The organism is uncultured Streptococcus sp., assembly GCF_902463925.1.
GTDB lineage: Bacteria > Bacillota > Bacilli > Lactobacillales > Streptococcaceae > Streptococcus.
The window spans coordinates 85,249-104,352 of the sequence record NZ_CABQHE010000001.1 but is presented as its reverse complement, the minus strand read 5'-3'; the positions used below and the strand labels follow the sequence as shown (position 1 = coordinate 104,352).

Below are 19,104 nucleotides of genomic sequence, written 5' to 3'. Positions count from 1 at the left end.
CCTAAACAAGAATGATTCTAGAAAAGCAGAACACAAAAAGAAAAGACCGGAAAAGTTCCAGTCTTCACAAACAATGTATACATACTTAATGAATATCTTACAAAACCTTACTCAAGAAATCCTTGGTACGATCTTCCTTAGTATTGTCGAAGATCTCTTGCGGTGTACCTTCTTCGACAATGACACCACCATCCATAAAGATGACACGGTCAGCTACCTCATAGGCAAAGCCCATTTCGTGGGTAACGATTGCCATTGTCATCCCTGATTTAGCGAGGTCTTGCATAACTGCAAGAACTTCACCAACCATTTCTGGGTCAAGGGCTGATGTAGGTTCGTCAAACAAGAGAACGTCTGGATCCATAGCCAAACCACGTGCAATCGCAATACGTTGTTGCTGACCACCTGATAGACTCGTTGGGTAGGCATCTGCCTTATCTTTCAAGCCAACCTTTTCTAAAAGTTCCATAGCCTTTGCTTCTGCATCAGCTTTAGAAACACCCTTAGTCTTAATTGGTGACAAGGTGATATTTTCTTTAACTGTCATATTAGGGAAGAGGTTGAACTGTTGGAAAACCATTCCCATCTTTTCACGCATTTTAAAAATATCGTTGCTCTTGTCTGTAATATCCACACCTTCAAAGGAAATCACCCCTTTTGTAGGCGTTTCAAGTAAGTTCATTGAGCGTAGGAAAGTTGATTTACCAGATCCTGAAGGACCAATGATAACCACTACTTCACCTTTTTTAATGTCTAAATCAATCCCTTTGAGAACTTCGTTTTTACCAAAATACTTGTGGAGATTTTTAATCTCAATAATTGTTTCTGCCATTATTTACGTCCCTCCCCAAGTCGTTTTTCCATTTGTTTCAAGAGTGCAGTCATAGCCGTTGTCACAATCAAATAATAGAAGGCTGCGAACAAGAGCGGTGTCAAAGTCAAGTAGGTTGTAGTTGCAACAGTTTGTGCACCATTCCACAACTCCATAACCCCGATAGTTTGCAAAAGTGAACTATCCTTGATAATAGTGACGAACTCGTTACCCAAGGCAGGCAAGATATTTTTAATGGCTTGAGGCAAGACCACATATCGCATGGTATTCCATGGACGGATGCCAAGTGAGTAGGCAGCTTCAACCTGACCTTTAGGAATAGACTCGATACCTGCACGCACACTCTCAGAAATATAAGCACCACTGTTCAAAGAAAGGACGATAATACCTGGAACGATACGTGACAAATCAAGATTCAAAATGCCAAACTGTACAGTTGGAAGGTTCATGTGGATGAGGTTAAAAGCAATCATAATCTGCACAACCATAGGAGTCCCACGGAAAACCCAAACATAAAGGCTTACCAACCACTCCAAAGGTTTGATTCCAGAACGCTTGGCCAAGGATACCAAAACCCCAAGAATGGTTCCGAAGAAGACCACGCAGACTGAAATCATAATTGTTACTAAGACACCATAGTTAAAGTAAGACCAAAACTGTGGTAGAAATGAAAAATTCATCAAGATACTCCTTACTAATATTCTTCAATATTATATCAGAAGACTGTATAATAATAAAGTATTTTTCTTATAAATGCGATATTTCAGTATAAAAAATAATGATTGACCTAGCAATCAAAAACTCTACGAAAACTTTTGAAGTGACTCCATTTTTTTTTGCAATTAAAACAAGCATAAACTAAAACTCTAGCCCTAAAAAAACACCTGAAACTATTGAGTCCCAGGCATTTTGAATTTTTGGACCCCTATCTGAGGATCCAAATTAATTATTAGTAAAGCAAATCGTAGATTTCCATTGCAATCAAGTCGATGCTATCAAATGAGTATGACTCGCGAGCTTCAACATCACGCAATGTGAAAACTGGACCATTTTCAGGATCGTTGCTAAATGATACTTCAGCAACAACCACTCCTTCACGTTCAAAATTACGTTTCAAATTACCACCATCAGCCGCCATCATTTCAAGACGGTTAATGATTCTCACCAAATGTGATTCCATGTTATTTCTCCTATTAATTGTGTATTTCTTACTTATTTTATCACACTTATGGGAAAAATGGGGGAATTTTAAATATTTTTCAAGGAATTGTACATAATGGCCTTGATAGAATGCATACGATTCTCAGCTTCTTGGAAGATAATATCACTGTATTTTTGGAATACTTGATCGGTGATTTCTAACTCTGCCAAACCATATTTGTCATAGATTTCTTGCCCAATTTGGGTATTGAGATCATGAAAAGCTGGGAGACAGTGCATAACGATGACATCTGAATTTTCCGTCTTGGCAAGTAGGTCTGCATTAATTTGATAAGGCTGGAGCAAATCAATACGAGATTTAAAGTCTACTTCTTCACCCATAGATACCCAGACATCCGTATAAAGCATATCCACTCCCTTGACCTCTGAAATATCATCTGTAATGGTTAAATCGGCACCATTATTATGTTTCTGAGCTAGGGCTACAATCTCATCTTCGGGTTGCAGCACCTCTGGGGCAATAATCTTGACATTAACGCCTAAAATAGCCGAAGTGACCAAAAGTGAGTTGGCCATATTATTTCTACCATCTCCAATATAGGCGATGGTCAAACCTTCCAAACTACCAAAACGCTCCTTCAAAGTCATGAAATCAGCAATCATTTGCGTTGGATGCCAGGTATCCGTCAAACCATTCCAGACCGGAACACCTGAGTACTTAGCCAAATCTTCGACATCTTCTTGCTTAAACCCACGGTATTCGATTCCATCAAACATAGAACCAAGCACCTTGGCTGTATCAACTACAGATTCCTTTTTACCTAACTGAATGTCTCCAGCACCAAGATAAGTCACATTCATACCTAGGTCCTGACCAGCCACTGTAAAAGCTGAGCGGGTTCTTGTAGATGTTTTTTCAAAAATCAAGGCAATATTTAAGCCATCTAAATATTTATGCGGAATTTTTTCCTTCTTTAGCTGTTTAAATTTTATAGATAAATCGATCAACTCCTCGAGTTCTTGCTTGGTAAAGTCAATTTCTTTCAAAAATGATTTAGCTTGTGTCATAGGTCTCTCTCTTTCGTTCTGAATAATATAAAAATATTATATAATATTTATTCACTTTGTACAAGTGATTTTGAATTAAAATTCAAAATCAGCACTTTTGTCAAGAGAGTGCCAAACCTAAATGCTTTTTACTTGCAATCTACCTTCTGCATGCTATAATGAATTTATATATTTGACCTTTTTTGACCAAGATATTTTCAAATAACGGTCTTTCCCAATTCAAATAGAAAAGAGGTACTGATATGCTCTGTCAAAACTGTAACCTTAATGAAGCTAGTATTCATTTATATACCAATGTAAATGGTAATCAGCAACAAGTTGACCTCTGTCAAAATTGTTATAAAATCATGAAATCTGACCCCAAGAACCCCCTCAATCAATTCAATCAAACAGGAGGTTCCAACTTCTTCGACGATTTCTTCAGCGACCTAAATAACTTTCGTTCTTCAAACGGAGATCTTCCCAATACACCTCCAACACAAGAAGGTGGTAACCGAGGAAATGGTGGCAATACACAAGGGCCAGGCCATTCAGGAGGACCACGCCAACAAGCTCCTCAACAGCCACAAGGTCTTCTTGAAGAGTTCGGCATTAACATCACTGACATCGCTCGTCGTGGAGACATTGATCCTGTTATTGGTCGTGACGAGGAAATCATTCGTGTCATCGAAATTCTTAACCGCCGTACCAAGAACAACCCCGTCCTCATCGGTGAACCCGGTGTCGGTAAGACTGCTGTTGTTGAAGGCCTAGCTCAAAAAATCGTTGACGGTAGTGTGCCTCAAAAACTCCAAGGCAAACAAGTTATCCGTCTTGATGTGGTCAGCTTGGTTCAAGGGACTGGTATCCGTGGCCAATTCGAAGAACGCATGCAAAAACTCATGGAAGAAATTCGTCAACGTCAGGATGTGATCCTATTTATTGATGAAATCCATGAAATTGTAGGAGCTGGTAATGCTGGTGATGGCAATATGGATGCTGGAAACATCCTAAAACCTGCCCTTGCTCGTGGGGAACTTCAACTGGTCGGAGCAACTACACTCAACGAATACCGCATCATCGAAAAAGATGCTGCCCTTGAGCGTCGTATGCAACCAGTTAAGGTTGACGAACCAACGGTTGAGGAAACAATCACTATTTTACGTGGTATTCAACCTAAATATCAAGACTACCACCATGTCAAATATACAGACGAAGCGATTACTGCAGCTGCAGAATTGTCCAACCGCTACATTCAAGACCGCTTCTTGCCAGACAAGGCCATCGACCTTCTCGATGAAGCCGGTTCTAAGATGAACTTGACCCTCAACTTTGTTGATCCTAAAGATATCGACAAGCGTTTGATTGAGGCTGAGAACCTCAAGGCTCAAGCTACTCGTGACGAGGACTTTGAAAAAGCCGCCTATTTCCGTGATCAAATTTCCAAATACAAGGAAATGCAAAAACAGACCATCAAAGACCAAGATATGCCTGTCATCACAGAAAAACATATCGAAGCTATTGTGGAACAAAAAACCAATATTCCTGTCGGTGATTTAAAAGAAAAAGAACAATCACAACTTCTTAGTCTTGCTGATGATCTTAAATCACATGTTATTGGACAAGATGCCGCAGTCGATAAGATTGCCAAAGCCATTCGCCGTAATCGTGTTGGATTGGGTGCACCAAATCGCCCAATTGGTAGCTTCCTCTTCGTAGGTCCTACAGGAGTCGGTAAAACTGAACTCTCTAAACAATTGGCGATTGAACTCTTTGGTTCAGCTGACAGCATGATTCGTTTCGACATGTCAGAATACATGGAAAAACACGCCGTTGCTAAATTGGTAGGTGCTCCTCCAGGATATGTTGGTTACGACGAAGCTGGGCAATTAACTGAAAAAGTCCGCCGTAACCCTTATTCACTCATTCTTCTTGATGAGGTTGAAAAAGCTCACCCAGATGTGCTTCACATGTTCCTTCAGGTACTTGACGATGGTCGTCTGACTGATGGTCAAGGGAGAACTGTAAGTTTCAAAGATACCATCATCATCATGACTTCAAATGCTGGTACAGGTAAAGTTGAAGCTAGCGTTGGCTTTGGAGCTGCCCGTGAAAATCGTACCAATTCTGTTCTCAACCAACTCGGAGATTTCTTCAGCCCTGAATTCATGAACCGTTTTGACGGTATTATCGAGTTCTCTGCCCTAAGCAAGGAAAATCTCCTTACTATCGTGGACCTTATGCTTGATGGTGTCAACCAACGCTTGGCTAATAACGGTATCCACCTCAGTGTAACTGAGAAGGTTAAGGAAAAATTGGTTGACCTTGGTTACGATCCTAAGATGGGGGCTCGACCACTACGCCGCACCATCCAAGATCATATTGAAGATGCTATTACTGACTTCTACCTTGAAAATCCAAACGAAAAAGATCTCAAGGCAATCATGACTTCAAAAGGCCACATCACCATTAAGTCTGCCAAAAAAGCTGAAAAAGCTACTCAGAAAACTGAGACATCAAAAGAAACTGATTAAATAAAGAAACCAAGTCGCAATGACTTGGTTTCTTTATTTTTTCATTTCCTATTTTCAAATTTATCCCTAATTCTGCCTAAATCAATAGGAAAATGAGCAAAATTTTAGTATAATATAGGCAAATAAACGTAAGGAGCAACTCATGAATCCAACATTTGGTGACAAGGTTGAGGGAGCTCATTATCAAACACGTTACGGTGTTTATGCTGTAATTCCTAACCAAGACAAGACAAAGATCATTTTAGTGCAGGCTCCTAATGGAGCTTGGTTTCTCCCAGGCGGAGAAATCGAAGCAGGCGAGGATCACTTTAGTGCCTTAAAACGCGAGTTAATTGAAGAACTTGGGTACACAGCCACTTTAGGTCAGTACTATGGACAAGCTGACGAATACTTTTATTCAAGCCATCGTGACACATACTACTACAATCCAGCCTACATTTATGAAGTTGTAGATTTTTCAGAGATTGGCAAGCCCCTCGAAGATTTCAACAACCTAGCATGGTTTCCAATTGATGAAGCAATCGCCAAGCTAAAACGTGGTAGCCATAAATGGGGAATCGAACAATGGAAATCAAGCAATACCCTAACTGCCAAATCCTAGGAGGAAACTATGAAACTCATTAATACAACCCGTACCCATCAAGAACTCGTTCAAAATCAACTCGATAATACAGATGCCTTTCTCGTAGAGACATACTCTGCTGGAAACACAGATGTTGTCTTTACACAAGCACCGAAGCATTACGAACTTCTGATTTCAAATAAACACCGTGCTGTTAAGGATAACGAATTGGAAGTTATCCGTGAATTTTTCCTCAAACGAAAGATCGACAAAGATATCGTTTTGATGGACAAACTTAGAACAGTACACACTGACAAATTGATTGAGATTTCATTCCCAACAACTGTATAAATTCAAAAGAAGCCGTGGCCACCGCCACAGCTTCTTTTTTTTATAAGACTTTAGAAGCTTGGTCCAAGACTTCCATAACCTGGTGGCTATGCTCCAACTGCTTGGAAACATTCTCAAAATCCATTGTCGCAATCATTTTCTCAAAAGCTACAAATTCATCATACATACGATGTTTTGGACTATTAAGATTAATCACAGTCTCTTCTTGACCATTAAGAGTAAGACCAATTTCAGGAAGGGTGTTGGTTGCACCAAAAATGGTAATAGCTCCCTTGTCACCTTGAATAGTCGAGCGAATTTCAGCACTACAATCCTTTGCTCCAATGGCAACAGCCTTAAAGTTACCATAGTCCAAAACTAAAATCCCTGAAGTATCCACTCCTCGCTCTACATTCGGTAGATATTCCACATGATTAGGATTTCCAAACAGGCCAACAAGAAGGTGAATATTATAGATATTAAGATCTCTAAGCGCTCCACCACCCATTTCAGGGTTAAAGGCAGGAGCAATATCTCCTCGCTTAAAGGCATCATAACGTGACGAATATTGGGAATAATTGATGTTAACAATTTTGATATCACCAATTTCAGATAAGGAGTCCTTGATAACTTTAAAATTTTCCAGATATTGATTTGTTATTGCTTCTATCAAGAGAAGCTCTTTTTCTTGAGCAAGCTTAATCAGCTCTTCAAACTCTTCCAAATGCAGGGTAAAAGGTTTCTCACAGATGACATGCTTGCCAGCCAAAAGTGCTTTCTTAGCATAGTCATAGTGGGTATGGTTGGGCGTTCCCACATAAATCGTATCAACTTCTGGATTGGACAAAATTGCCTCATAATCACTAGTCGCCTGAGTAAGACCATACTGCTTGGCTAAGGCTTCAGCCTTATCAAGTGATCGTGGTGTCGACATTATAGCCTCCAGCTCAATTTCCTCAATAGTCATTAACACAGGAAGAACCTCTGTCACAATCATTCCTGTACCCAATAGTGCAAGTTTCATCAACTTACCTCCCTAATTTCTAATCTCTCTTTACAATGATCCAAGCCCATATAGAGACTTATAATGAAAGAGGACTCAAATCGAAGCCCTCTAAAATTTAAGAACGTCCAAGCAGTTTCTTAACTCCTTGAATCGCTTTGTATTTAAGCGGTTGTGGATAATAACGGAAAGTTCCCATCTTACGAACAATATAACCATTAAAGTTTTGTTTAAATCGCAAAACCCCATCAGAACCATCAAAAATTCCCATAATACCAAGGAAGTTATAGAAGCTGACGCCACGTTTAATAGCCTGTGTCATTACATACTCTTGCAAGAGTGCTGGAGCATAAAATTTATTAAATTCAGGATAAGAGCCACTGAAAAGATAGACTCCCTCCTGAGGGGTGTAAACGAAGAGACTTCCGGCTAGAACAATGTCTTCCTGACCATACTTGTCAATAAAGGCAGTCGCTTCTCCCTTACGAACATCAAAAGTCGCAAACTGACTTGATAGCTCTCGCAATTGGTTTTGTTTTTTCTCAGACTTAGGATTAACTTCCAAATCAGCTTGCAATTTGACAATTCTAGCTCCCAACTTTGCCTGATCACTCTCCAAATGATCAAAGTAATCTTGAAAATTCAGGGTAGCTACCATAAAATCGGCATTATCACCAAAAGCATCATAAAAATCTTGATAATATTCTAGCGATTTATCACTATACTCACGACGATCAGAAGTCGCTGAAGTGATTTCTTTAAAAATGGATAACTCATCGCGTTTCAATTTTTTCAGTTTAATCCCGAATGTTTTGGCTTTTTTAACCAGAGGTTTCCCTTTTTTACTGAATGATTTGATGAGATCTTTTTCCTCAATCCCAGATAAATCCTTCACATAGTGCCAGTCAGGCTCACCACCAGGATAGCCTGTCTGTAAACCATCAAAGCTATAACCTAAATCAGTCAATTGACTAATCAACTGCTTCTGCTCATCACTAGTTGGTTCACCATTACTGTCAAAAGTTTGATAAGTATCATAAGGTTTGATTAATAGTTCAAGAGCACCATTTTCCTTAGCATAATCCTTCAAACCTTGGTAAAAGTCGCTCAGATGAGCTGTATTTGAGTGAATCGGTCCACAATTCACCTCCATACGAAGCCCACCAGTCATAGGCATGCTGTAGACAATTGCTGAGACTTCTAGCTGGTCTCCTTCTTTCCAAGCGACATAGCTAATGCTAAACCCACGCTTTTCAAGAAGCTTAGCCATTTCCTCAGTTTGCATAAAAGAACGCTCAGACACTTGTTGAGCATGTGTGTTAAATTCTTCTTTAGTTACTTGAATGAAGCTCATTTTTTTCCTTCCTAAAATGGATAAAGTAAATGACGAGTGAGATAAAAAGCAAGATGGCAAGTACTGCCACTAATGGTATTCGGATTGGACGGATATTAAGAAACAAGTCTCCACTGACTGCATAAACAACAGAGAGTGGTGCCATTCCAATTAGTGTCGCTAAAGTCCTTGTCCTTGTGGGTAATTTCATCTGAACACAAGCATAATTGACCAAAGCTGATGGGATAAAAGGAGTAGAGAATGCTAGGAAAATACCAATAAAGCGATGTTTAAAGGACTCAACATAGTTTAGGAGTTTCTCCATACGTTTAGACCTCCAAGTCTCCTTAAAATTTCAAATCTAGTCAAATTACTAAAAGTATTACCTATAATATTCATAGGAATTGAAAACAAAGGGACATAGAGTAGCCCAACAAGAATACAAAAAATAGAACTTGAAACTCCAGGAATAGCTGATAACAGAATCATTAGACTAAGAAGTATCATTGCGTTTTGGAATTTAACCTGCTTAAAAAGGCTTGATCATGATTAGCATTGATCCACTTCTTGATTTAGGGGATAAAGCTATTTAAAAGAGGCCATAAGAATACCAGAATTAAACCTGCTATCCCTATAAAAAATACCCTTTTTAGTCATTATATTTCCACAAATTTAATTACTCCTTTTATTATAACAAAAAAATACCTTCATTGATTTAGAAAGGCATCTTTTACTGCGATTACTTGTTAATCAAATTTGCTTGAGACTTGTTTTCCAAGGCACCATTTTTAAAGTTAAGAGTAAGGCTACCTGTCTTCCCTTTCTTAGTTACAAGGTTAGATGACCAAAGTGCTTGTGTCATTGTCGCATCAGAAGAAACAGCGATAGAATAAACATCTGGTACCCCAAGTGTTTTGACCGCATTATCATAGCTAGTTCCATTTTTAAGATCTTCATACATTTTCAAAGTGATTTTAGAATCCCGAACGTAAGAAAAAGTTGAAATTGACTTAACAACGGTACTATTGTTAAAAAGTTTTGCTGTAACAACAACATTATCATACTGCCAATTATAGACATCAAGCGTGGCGTCTCCTGCCTGCTCCTGACTAGTTGATGTGGGCTCACCAAACCAACCCTTCAAACTATCAAGATTTGATCCCCCAGAAAACTCCTGAGAAGCATTTGCCATGGCAATCTTATCAAAGTTCTGGCGAACATTTCCATGCTTAACAGTTAAAATCTTTGATACTTCATTATCCAAAGATCCCTTCGTCTCTGTCTTAGACGAAGATTTTCCACAAGCTGCTAGAGTAAAAAGTGAGAGACCTAAAACGGTCAAAGACAAAAGTTTTTTCATAATAAGTTCCTATACACAAATAAAAGGCTGACGCCTCTGGTTTTTATGGAGCCGGTGGGAGTCGAACCCACGTCCAAACACCTGCCAACATATTCATCTACAACCATAGGTTATGTCTTTCATTTAACAGATAGGCGACACATAACTCAAGCCTTCTATATGCGAGCCTATAAATCTCTTTTCAACCAGCTAGGCAATGGTCAAACGTAGCTTATAAATCAATAAAACCTCTAAACAAACATAAGCAATCTGCTAGAAGTCACGCGAGCAGGTGTTTAGGCTGCTACAGCGTAAGAATTAGTATTTTTTGCAGTTATATTTAACTGAGCGTTTACGTCGCCACACGAGTCGCAGAATATGCCTCATAATGCCTGTCGAATCCGTAACGACCCCAATATGAGATACTGAGTATTATAGCAAAATTTTTAATAAATAGCAAAAGATTACCAAAATATACACCAAAGTATAGACTATGTACGATTTATTAGCATCTAGCTTTCTACCCAATTTACAGAAATAGATAATTCGGTTATTATTACAAATTACTATTCAATAACTTTCTTCCTAAACTCTAAAGATACTATATATCATTTACCTTTTCTAACATTCCCTGAATTTACAGAGCACTCTTGATAAATTTAACAACTAAAAAACGCTGAAAGCACTACTCTCTCAACGTTTCCTCTTTGCACCCTAAGGGAATCGAACCCCTATCTCAAGAACCGGAATCTTACGTGATATCCATTACACTAAGGGTGCTAACAGTATACTATTATAGCATACTCTAAAATATAAAAAAAGACATGTTTCCATGCCTCTTTATTATCTTACAATTCGATATCTCCGAAAAGATCCGCCATTGAGAATCCAGATTGAGTTTCTGGAAGCTCATAGTCACGTTTTTCTTGACGTTTTGGACGACGTGGACGTGATTGACGTTTTTCATTGTTTTCGCCTTCAGCGTTAGCTGGACGTTCTTCAAGAGCTTTGATAGAAAGTGATACACGTTCTGCATCAGCGTTTACTTCAAGAACTTTAACTGTAACGTCTTGGCCTACTGAAAGAACATCTTTTGGATTTTCAACACGTTTGTGTGAAATTTGTGAGATGTGAACAAGTCCATCGATTCCTGGCAATACTTCAACGAAAGCACCAAAGTCAGTCAAACGTTTAACTTTACCTTCGATTACATCACCAGCAGCAAGTTTTTGTTCAACGCCATCCCATGGTCCAGGTGTTGTTGCTTTAAGTGAAAGAGATACACGTCCTGCTTCTTCGTCGATAGCAAGAACTTTAACTTCAACTTCATCACCAACAGATACAACTGATTTAGGTGAAACATTACGTTCGTGAGACAATTCAGTCACGTGAACAAGTCCGTCAACACCACCAAGGTCGATGAAAGCACCAAAGCTTGTCAAACGAGCAACTTTACCAGTTACCACTGAACCAACTTCAAGTTTAGAGAAGACCTCTTTACGAGCTTCTGCAGCTTCTGCTTCAACAACTTCACGACGTGAAAGGATGAAACGGTTTTCAGCTGGATCAACTTCTTTAATTTTAGCGTCAAATTCTTGACCTACGAATTGTTCAGTGTTACGAACAAAACGAGTATCAATCATTGAAGCAGGAATAAATCCACGGAGTCCTTCAAATTCAACTGAAAGTCCACCTTTAACAGCACGTGTTCCTTTAACAGTAACAACTTCTTCTTCACGACCAACAAGTTTATCCCAAGCTTTGCGAGCTTCCAAGCGTTTTTTAGATACAAGGTAAGTTACAGTATCAGTATCTTTACCAACAACTTGACGAAGAACAAGCACTTCAAGTGTTTCACCAACTTTAACAAGGTCTGCAACGTTTGCGTCACGGTCGTTTGTCAATTCACGACGTGTCAAAACACCTTCGATACCAGTTCCTTCGATAACAACATTTGCTTGATCATTATCTACTGAGATAACTTCAGCTGTTACAACGTCACCTGTGTTAACTTCGCTAACACTGTTTAGCAATTCTTCAAATTCGTTCATTCTAAAAAAATCCTCCAACAAGAGCCAGCCAATTCTAACCCTTGATAACAATATATTTTTCAAGGTACCCGCAAAGACAATGGTTAACATAGACGGTGCCAATGCACCCGATACCTTTGACTGGGGTAGCTGGATTCGAACCAACGCATGAGGGAGTCAAAGTCCCTTGCCTTACCGCTTGGCTATACCCCAATAGCAAAATGCTATAAAAAAACATCTAAGCACTTGATATCGAATATTCCGATTCAGTTTCTTAGACATGGAGAGAGAGGGATTCGAACCCCCGAACCCGAAGGAGCGGATTTACAGTCCGCCGCGTTTAGCCTCTTCGCTATCTCTCCTTAAGAACAAGAAATAGTATAACACAGTTTCTTGACCAAAGCAAGCCTTTACTTTGGATTTTAATGATTAAGATTGTACGATTCGATAATGGCAGCTATTGCATCATCCATTTTATTGTGGAAACCTGCTACGTTTTCTTTATCAACAACGGCAAACTTCCCATCGATTTCTACAATTTGTCCGATGACTTTCTTACCAACAAGAAGCTCAAAACCTTCAATGGTTGCTTTGTTTACAATGACTTTGGCATCTTTGATTTGGATTTCAATTTTTTTGTCTTTTTTACTCATAGATTTATACCCGATACCTAAATCGAGCCATCCTTTCTTAGTATATGTTCTTAATTTTACCGAAAAAGAAAAAAGCTTGCAAGAGCAAGCTTTAAAATATTCATTTATTTACTTGGAATTAGTCAACTTTGACAATCCATCCTTCTGGGGCTTCAACGTCACCAAATTGGATACCTGTCAACTCATCATAAAGTTTACGTGTTACAGGTCCGACTTCTGTTTCTGAATAGAAGACATGGAAGTCATCACCGTGTTGTACACCACCAATTGGTGAGATAACAGCAGCTGTACCACAGGCACCGGCTTCGACAAATTTATCCAACTCGGCAATCTTAACATCACCTTGAATAGCCTTCATACCAAAACGATTTTCAGCCAAGTAAAGCAATGAGAATTTCGTAATTGATGGCAAGATAGATGGGCTGAGTGGTGTAATGAATTCGTTATCGGCTGTGATACCAAAGAAGTTTGCAGAACCAACTTCTTCAATCTTAGTGTGAGTTGCTGGATCAAGGTAGATCACATCAGAGAAGTTACGGTCATGTGCAATCTTACCTGGCAACATACTTGCTGCGTAGTTACCACCGACCTTAGCAGCACCTGTACCATGTGGAGCAGCACGGTCATAATCATCTTGGATAAGGAAGTTTGTTGGAGCCAAACCACCTTTGAAGTAGTTACCTACTGGCATAGCAAAAATGGTAAAAATATACTCATCTGCTGGATGCACACCAATGATATCACCAACCCCAATCAACAGTGGACGGAGATAAAGTGTTGCACCTGTCCCATATGGTGGCACGTATTCTTCATTGGCACGTACAACTTGTTTACATGCATCTACAAATTTGTCAACGGGAACTTGTGGCATCAAAAGACGATCCGCAGTACGTTGCAAACGTTTAGCATTTTCATCTGGACGGAACAATTGAATAGAGCCATCTTTAGTACGGTAAGCCTTGAGTCCTTCAAAAGCTTCTTGACCATAGTGAAGAGCTGGAGATGCTTCTGAAATATGCAAAGTTGCATCCTCAGTCAATTGCCCCTCATCCCATTTACCGTCTTTGTAATATGAGATATAACGGAATGGAAGTTTACGGTAATTAAATCCTAGATTTTCCCAGTCTAAATCAACTGTCATGTGTATGTCCTCTTTTCTGTTACTATGTGCTTTCTAGTATAGTCCTTTTCATTGAAAATTTCAAGGTTATTTTGCAAAATTCTGACAATTCTTTTTAAAACATTTATTTTGCCCATCAAAGAAAAAAACTCTGCTCTCTAGTAAGAGAACAAAGCTTTCTTATCTTTATTTTTCAATAATCTTGGCAGAAAAGACTTCTTTGTCTGCTAATCCTTCAATGAAATTACCGTTGCTAGTCCGGTCTGAAAGATTTAGAAGGGACAAGTCAACCTCTGCCGTTTCACCTGTTGTAGCTGTTACAAGCAAGGTCTGAGGAGTCTCTTCCACTGGTGTCGCTAGAAGATCTATCTCGCCACCAGCATTTTCCGTAAAGACTGGACCCGCAGTGAAGACGCGATGTGGTTTCGTCTTAAGCTCACGAAGAACTTGGAGACCGCGACCAGCTCGCTTAGCCTGTGGAATATCTGCTGTAGCTACACGTTTGAGACTAACTCTTTGTGTCAGAAGGTAGAAACTTTGAGTATTTGCCACAAAAACGGACTGAACGATATCATCATCCTTAAGATTGATTGCCTTAACACCTGCTGCCTTGGCACCAACTACTGGTACTTCGTACGCGTTAAAGCGAAGAGCATAACCCTTTTGAGTGATAATCATGATATCATCCAATTGAATTGGCGTAACCGTGACAATAAAATCACTATCATCCTTGAGTTTAGCGTATTTAACCGACTTAGACTTGTAGGTACGCCAAGGTGTAAATTCCTTGCGTTCGAAACGTTTAATCTGACCTAGCTTGGTAGCTGCTAGGTAAGTACCCGTTTCAAAATCATCCAGGATTTCTGCGTAAAGCACTTCTTCATCCTTAGATAAATTGGTGATAGTTTGTGATAAATGCTCTCCCAAATCCTTCCAACGAATGTCTGGTAACTCATGGATTGGACGATAAATCACATTGGCCTGATTAGTGAAAATCAAAAGGTGTTGTGTCGTCTTAGCTTGCTGAACCAGAATCAAATCATCATCATCACGTTTTCCGACTTCGTCAATCGTTGAAGCATTGAAAGAACGTGGGCTTGTACGTTTGACATAACCACCACGAGTTATGCTGACATAGGTTTCTTCTTCAACAATCAAACTTGCAGTATCAATTTCAATGATCTTGGTTTCTGCTTGCAACTCTGAACGACGGTCATTACCAAATTTCTTCTTAATGTCACGGAGTTCACGTTTCATGACATTAAACATGGTACGCTCATCACCAATGATAGCAGCCAAGGTCGCGATTTGTTCGCGTAGATCGGCTTCCTCATTTTGGAGAGTGACGATATCCGTATTAGTCAAACGATAAAGTTGCAAGGTCACGATAGCTTCGGCTTGTTCTTCTGAAAAATCATAGCTGACCTTAAGATTTTCCTTAGCATCAGCTTTATTTTCAGAAGCTCGGATAAGAGCGATAACCTCATCCAAAATAGAGATAACTCGGATCAATCCTTCAACAATATGAAGACGTTTTTCGGCTTTTTCCTTATCAAATTTTGAACGGGCAACGATAATATCGCGACGGTGGGCAATGTAGCTAGACAAAATCTTTTGCAAGCCCACTTGACGTGGGGTGAAATTGTCGATAGCCACCATGTTGAAATTGTAGTTAACCTGAAGATCTGTATATTTCAAAAGATAGTTAAGAATGGTTTGGCTGTCAGCATCCTTCTTAAGTTCGATAGCAATACGCAAACCTGTACGGTCAGACTCATCACGAACTTCTGCAATGCCTGGAACCTTGTTATTGACTCGAACATCATCGATTTTTTTAACGAGAACTGCCTTATTGACATCGTAAGGAATCTCAGTAACAATGATTTGTTCCTTGCCACCTTTGAGTTGTTCAATTTCAGTACGTGAGCGCACAACGACGCGGCCCTTACCAGATTCGTAAGCCTTACGAATCTCATCTTTGCCCTGAATGATAGCCCCTGTTGGGAAATCAGGGCCAGGCAAGAATTCCATCAATTTATCCAGTTTAGCCGATGGGTGGTCAATCATGTAGACAACAGCATCGATGACTTCTGACAGATTATGCGGTGGAATGTCTGTGGCATAACCAGCAGAAATCCCTGTAGCACCATTAACCAAGAGGTTTGGAAAGGCTGCAGGTAAAACTGTTGGTTCCTTCTCTGTATCATCAAAGTTCCAAGCCCAAGGAACGGTGTTTTTATCAATATCTTGAAGAAGGTAGCCAGCAATCTCTGACAAACGTGCCTCTGTATAACGCATAGCCGCTGGTGGATCACCGTCCATAGAACCGTTGTTACCGTGCATCTCAACTAAGATTTCACGATTCTTCCAGTCCTGAGACATACGCACCATGGCATCATAAATGGAACTATCGCCATGTGGGTGAAAATTACCCATAATGTTACCCACTGACTTGGCAGATTTACGATAGCCCTTGTCATGGGTATTGCCATCCTTATTCATGGAATAAAGAATACGACGTTGAACGGGTTTCAAACCGTCACGAATGTCAGGAAGCGCACGCTCCTGAATAATGTATTTGGAGTAGCGTCCAAAACGCTCCCCCATGATGTCCTCAAGGGACATGTTTTGAATATTAGACATAAGATACAAAGGGACGATTCGGCTTGCCGAAAATTTCTGTAGAAAAATAGGAAATTGATGCAGGGTCCGATGAAGCCAAGGCGATTTATCTTTTTTTCCTAAGAAATTAGTCCCGTGTTCAGTTACATTCAGTAACCAAACGACCCTTTCTGTAGTTTAAAGTGTTTAAAATAGATTATTGAATCAGTGATTAGGGAGTTTCTCCTCAGCATAAGCCGTCATCTCTCATCCTCTTTATGATTGTAGGCAAACCCCATCTTTTTAGACAATCATACTTCCCTGTACAATCATCATGAGAAAGCTTTCCTCTAAAAAACTTTCTGGGGCTCCAATATTGGATTCAATTACCTTAAGTATGCATAGATGAAATACTATCGGTGTATACAATCCTAAAAGTCTAATTCTTCGACGATTCATGATGATTACAAGAAAAATTGAGGACAAAAAACTAATAAAGGAAAACCTAAGTATAGATCCATCACTCACACTCCCTAAAACGCTGTCATTTCTTCCAAGGTAAATTTAACGTTATCTTCGATCCATTGACGGCGTGGTGCTGGTTTATCTCCCATAAGGACTGAGACACGACGTTCAGCACGCGCTAGGTCATCAATCGTTACTCGGATAAGGGTTCTTGTCTCAGGATCCATGGTTGTTTCCCAGAGCTGGTCAGCATTCATCTCACCAAGCCCTTTGTAACGCTGGAGAATAGCTCCACGACCAAATTTTTGACGAAGTTCCTCAAGTTCCCCATCCGTCCAAGCATATTCGACAACTTCCTTCTTGCCTTTACCTTTAGACATCTTGTAAAGAGGAGGCAAAGCGATATAAACGTGTCCTGCTTCAACCAGCGGACGCATATAACGATAGAAGAAAGTAAGAAGTAAGGTCTGGATGTGAGCCCCATCGGTATCGGCATCGGTCATGATGATAATCTTGTCGTAGTTGATATCGTCAAGGTTAAAATCAGCTCCAACACCTGCACCAATAGTGTAAATCATGGTATTGATTTCTTCATTTTTGAGAATGTCAGCCATTTTAGCTTTCTCAGTGTTTAGAACCTTACCTCGAAGAGGCAGGATAGCCTGGAATTTACGATCACGACCTTGTTTGGCGGATCCACCGGCAGAATCCCCTTCGACTAGATAAAGCTCATTTTTTTTAGCATTTTTAGACTGGGCTGGCGTCAGTTTCCCTGATAAGAGCCCCTTGTCTTTTTTATTTTTCTTACCATTTCGACTAGCATCACGCGCTTTTCTAGCAGCTTCACGGGCATCACGGGCCTTGATAGCCTTACGCACCAAGTTAGAAGCCAAATCTCCATTTTCCATAAGGAAGTAAGTCAGATGCTCTGAAACAATACTATCAACAATCGGACGAGCTAAAGGAGAGCCAAGTTTGTCCTTGGTTTGTCCTTCAAACTGAAGGTGTTCTTCAGGAACCAAAAGCGAAATAACTGCTGACAATCCCTCACGATAATCCGACCCTTCGAGGTTCTTATCCTTTTCTTTGAGAAGCCCTGTCTTACGTGCATAATCATTAAGAGCCTTGGTAATGGCAGACTTAAATCCTGTTTCGTGGGTCCCTCCGTCCTTAGTACGGACATTATTGACAAAGGAGAGGATATTATCAGAGTAACCGTCATTGTACTGAAGGGCTACCTCTAAATGAAATTCTTGCTGATCTCCATCAATATAGATGACTGGTGTCAACGTTTCCTTGTCCTCATTCAGGTATGACACAAAATCTTGAACCCCATTTTCATAGTGGAATTCTTCACGAACTTCTTCTTCGTCCCGCAAGTCTGTCAATGTCATAGTGACATTCTTAAGAAGGAAGGCTGATTCTTTGAGACGCTCTGAGATGGTGTTAAATTTGAAGTCAGTCGTTGAAAAGATGCTTGCATCAGGCATGAAAGTAACTTTTGTACCTGTCTTAGACTTAGGCGCTTTACCAATCTTTTCAAGCCCTGTTACAGGGTGACCACCATTTTCAAAACGTTGGCGATAAACACTACCGTCACGGGTAATTTCTACCTCAAGCCAACTAGACAGTGCATTAACAACTGAAGAACCAACACCGTGAAGACCTCCAGAGGTCTTATAACCACCCTGTCCAAATTTACCACCCGCATGGAGAACGGTGAAAATAACTTCAACCGTTGGTTTACCCATAGCATGCATACCTGTCGGCATCCCACGTCCAGAGTCAGAAACAGAAACGGAACCATCCTTATTTAGGGTAACAGCGATAACATCACCAAAACCAGAAAGAGCTTCATCGACCGCATTGTCGACAATCTCCCAAACTAGGTGGTGAAGTCCTGTTCCATCTGTTGAGCCAATGTACATTCCTGGGCGCTTGCGAACCGCATCCAACCCTTCTAGTACCTGAATGGCATCATCATTATAATTATTTACATTAATTTCTTTTTTAGCCAAGAGTGACCTCCAAAATTTTCATCCTTATTATTTTATAAGTTTTCAAAAGAATTTGCAAAGGAAATCGAGAAAGCTC

At 39.9% G+C, this 19,104-nt stretch carries 15 protein-coding genes, 3 tRNA genes, 1 other RNA gene and 1 pseudogene; 3 read left to right on the top strand and 17 right to left on the bottom strand.

Annotated elements, in window-relative coordinates:
• Positions 1-97 precede the first annotated feature (97 nt).
• From RDY04_RS00380 to argF, 4 genes are all read right to left on the bottom strand, one after another.
• Positions 98-832, bottom strand: coding sequence for an amino acid ABC transporter ATP-binding protein (locus RDY04_RS00380; RefSeq protein WP_003094046.1), 735 nt, complete (start codon positions 830-832; stop codon positions 98-100).
• Entirely contained in the window at positions 832-1,512 is a 681-nt protein-coding gene (locus tag RDY04_RS00375; RefSeq protein ID WP_002886081.1) for an amino acid ABC transporter permease, read from the bottom strand. The genes RDY04_RS00380 and RDY04_RS00375 overlap by 1 nt, the downstream gene beginning before the upstream one ends.
• 269 nt (positions 1,513-1,781) lie before the next feature.
• Positions 1,782-2,012 carry a DUF1797 family protein gene (locus RDY04_RS00370; RefSeq protein WP_002885970.1) on the bottom strand — a complete coding sequence of 77 codons (231 nt, stop codon included), beginning with the start codon at positions 2,010-2,012 and terminating at the stop codon, positions 1,782-1,784.
• 68 nt (positions 2,013-2,080) lie between these two features.
• On the bottom strand, positions 2,081-3,061 hold the full coding sequence (gene argF, locus RDY04_RS00365) for an ornithine carbamoyltransferase (RefSeq protein WP_303952633.1): 981 nt from the start codon (positions 3,059-3,061) through the stop codon (positions 2,081-2,083).
• A 242-nt stretch (positions 3,062-3,303) separates the two neighbouring features.
• On the opposite strand from argF, the gene RDY04_RS00360 reads away from it, so the two are divergent.
• The 3 genes from RDY04_RS00360 (at position 3,304) to RDY04_RS00350 (ending at position 6,487) form a co-directional block, all read left to right on the top strand.
• The gene (locus RDY04_RS00360; RefSeq protein WP_303952631.1) at positions 3,304-5,574 is read left to right on the top strand and encodes an ATP-dependent Clp protease ATP-binding subunit; all 2,271 of its coding nucleotides are present in this window, start codon (positions 3,304-3,306) and stop codon (positions 5,572-5,574) included.
• 142 nt (positions 5,575-5,716) lie between these two features.
• The gene (locus tag RDY04_RS00355) at positions 5,717-6,175 is read left to right on the top strand and encodes an NUDIX hydrolase (RefSeq protein ID WP_295496236.1); all 459 of its coding nucleotides are present in this window, start codon (positions 5,717-5,719) and stop codon (positions 6,173-6,175) included.
• 9 nt (positions 6,176-6,184) lie between these two features.
• Positions 6,185-6,487 carry a DUF1827 family protein gene (locus RDY04_RS00350; RefSeq protein WP_002885967.1) on the top strand — a complete coding sequence of 101 codons (303 nt, stop codon included), beginning with the start codon at positions 6,185-6,187 and terminating at the stop codon, positions 6,485-6,487.
• 40 nt (positions 6,488-6,527) lie between these two features.
• Here the strand turns inward: RDY04_RS00350 and RDY04_RS00345 are convergent, their stop codons facing one another.
• From RDY04_RS00345 to parE, 13 genes and pseudogenes are all read right to left on the bottom strand, one after another.
• Entirely contained in the window at positions 6,528-7,490 is a 963-nt protein-coding gene (locus RDY04_RS00345; RefSeq protein WP_303952628.1) for a Gfo/Idh/MocA family protein, read from the bottom strand.
• A gap of 97 nt (positions 7,491-7,587) precedes the next feature.
• Positions 7,588-8,823 (bottom strand): aminoacyltransferase, encoded by a 1,236-nt coding sequence (locus tag RDY04_RS00340; protein ID WP_303952626.1) that lies wholly within the window; start codon positions 8,821-8,823, stop codon positions 7,588-7,590.
• Positions 8,801-9,127, bottom strand: coding sequence for a VTT domain-containing protein (locus RDY04_RS00335; protein ID WP_303952624.1), 327 nt, complete (start codon positions 9,125-9,127; stop codon positions 8,801-8,803). Before RDY04_RS00335 ends, RDY04_RS00340 begins: the two co-directional genes overlap by 23 nt.
• Positions 9,128-9,541: 414 nt before the next feature.
• The gene (locus RDY04_RS00330) at positions 9,542-10,162 is read right to left on the bottom strand and encodes a DUF3862 domain-containing protein (protein ID WP_303952621.1); all 621 of its coding nucleotides are present in this window, start codon (positions 10,160-10,162) and stop codon (positions 9,542-9,544) included.
• Between the two features lie 43 nt (positions 10,163-10,205).
• Positions 10,206-10,555, bottom strand: a transfer-messenger RNA (tmRNA) gene (ssrA, locus tag RDY04_RS00325).
• Between the two features lie 294 nt (positions 10,556-10,849).
• Positions 10,850-10,921, bottom strand: a tRNA-Arg gene (locus RDY04_RS00320).
• Between the two features lie 68 nt (positions 10,922-10,989).
• Positions 10,990-12,192 (bottom strand): 30S ribosomal protein S1, encoded by a 1,203-nt coding sequence (rpsA, locus tag RDY04_RS00315; protein ID WP_201040891.1) that lies wholly within the window; start codon positions 12,190-12,192, stop codon positions 10,990-10,992.
• Positions 12,193-12,312: 120 nt separating this feature from the next.
• Positions 12,313-12,384: transfer RNA gene (locus RDY04_RS00310), tRNA-Gln, on the bottom strand.
• A gap of 68 nt (positions 12,385-12,452) precedes the next feature.
• Positions 12,453-12,533 (bottom strand) — tRNA-Tyr (locus RDY04_RS00305).
• Between the two features lie 60 nt (positions 12,534-12,593).
• Positions 12,594-12,824 (bottom strand): DUF2969 domain-containing protein, encoded by a 231-nt coding sequence (locus RDY04_RS00300; protein WP_003097605.1) that lies wholly within the window; start codon positions 12,822-12,824, stop codon positions 12,594-12,596.
• A gap of 118 nt (positions 12,825-12,942) precedes the next feature.
• A pseudogene (locus RDY04_RS00295) lies at positions 12,943-13,974 on the bottom strand (branched-chain amino acid aminotransferase); the annotation flags it as partial.
• A 156-nt stretch (positions 13,975-14,130) separates the two neighbouring features.
• Positions 14,131-16,587 carry a DNA topoisomerase IV subunit A gene (parC, locus tag RDY04_RS00290; protein WP_303952617.1) on the bottom strand — a complete coding sequence of 819 codons (2,457 nt, stop codon included), beginning with the start codon at positions 16,585-16,587 and terminating at the stop codon, positions 14,131-14,133.
• Between the two features lie 491 nt (positions 16,588-17,078).
• Entirely contained in the window at positions 17,079-19,028 is a 1,950-nt protein-coding gene (gene parE / locus RDY04_RS00285; RefSeq protein WP_303952615.1) for a DNA topoisomerase IV subunit B, read from the bottom strand.
• Positions 19,029-19,104: the final 76 nt, after the last annotated feature.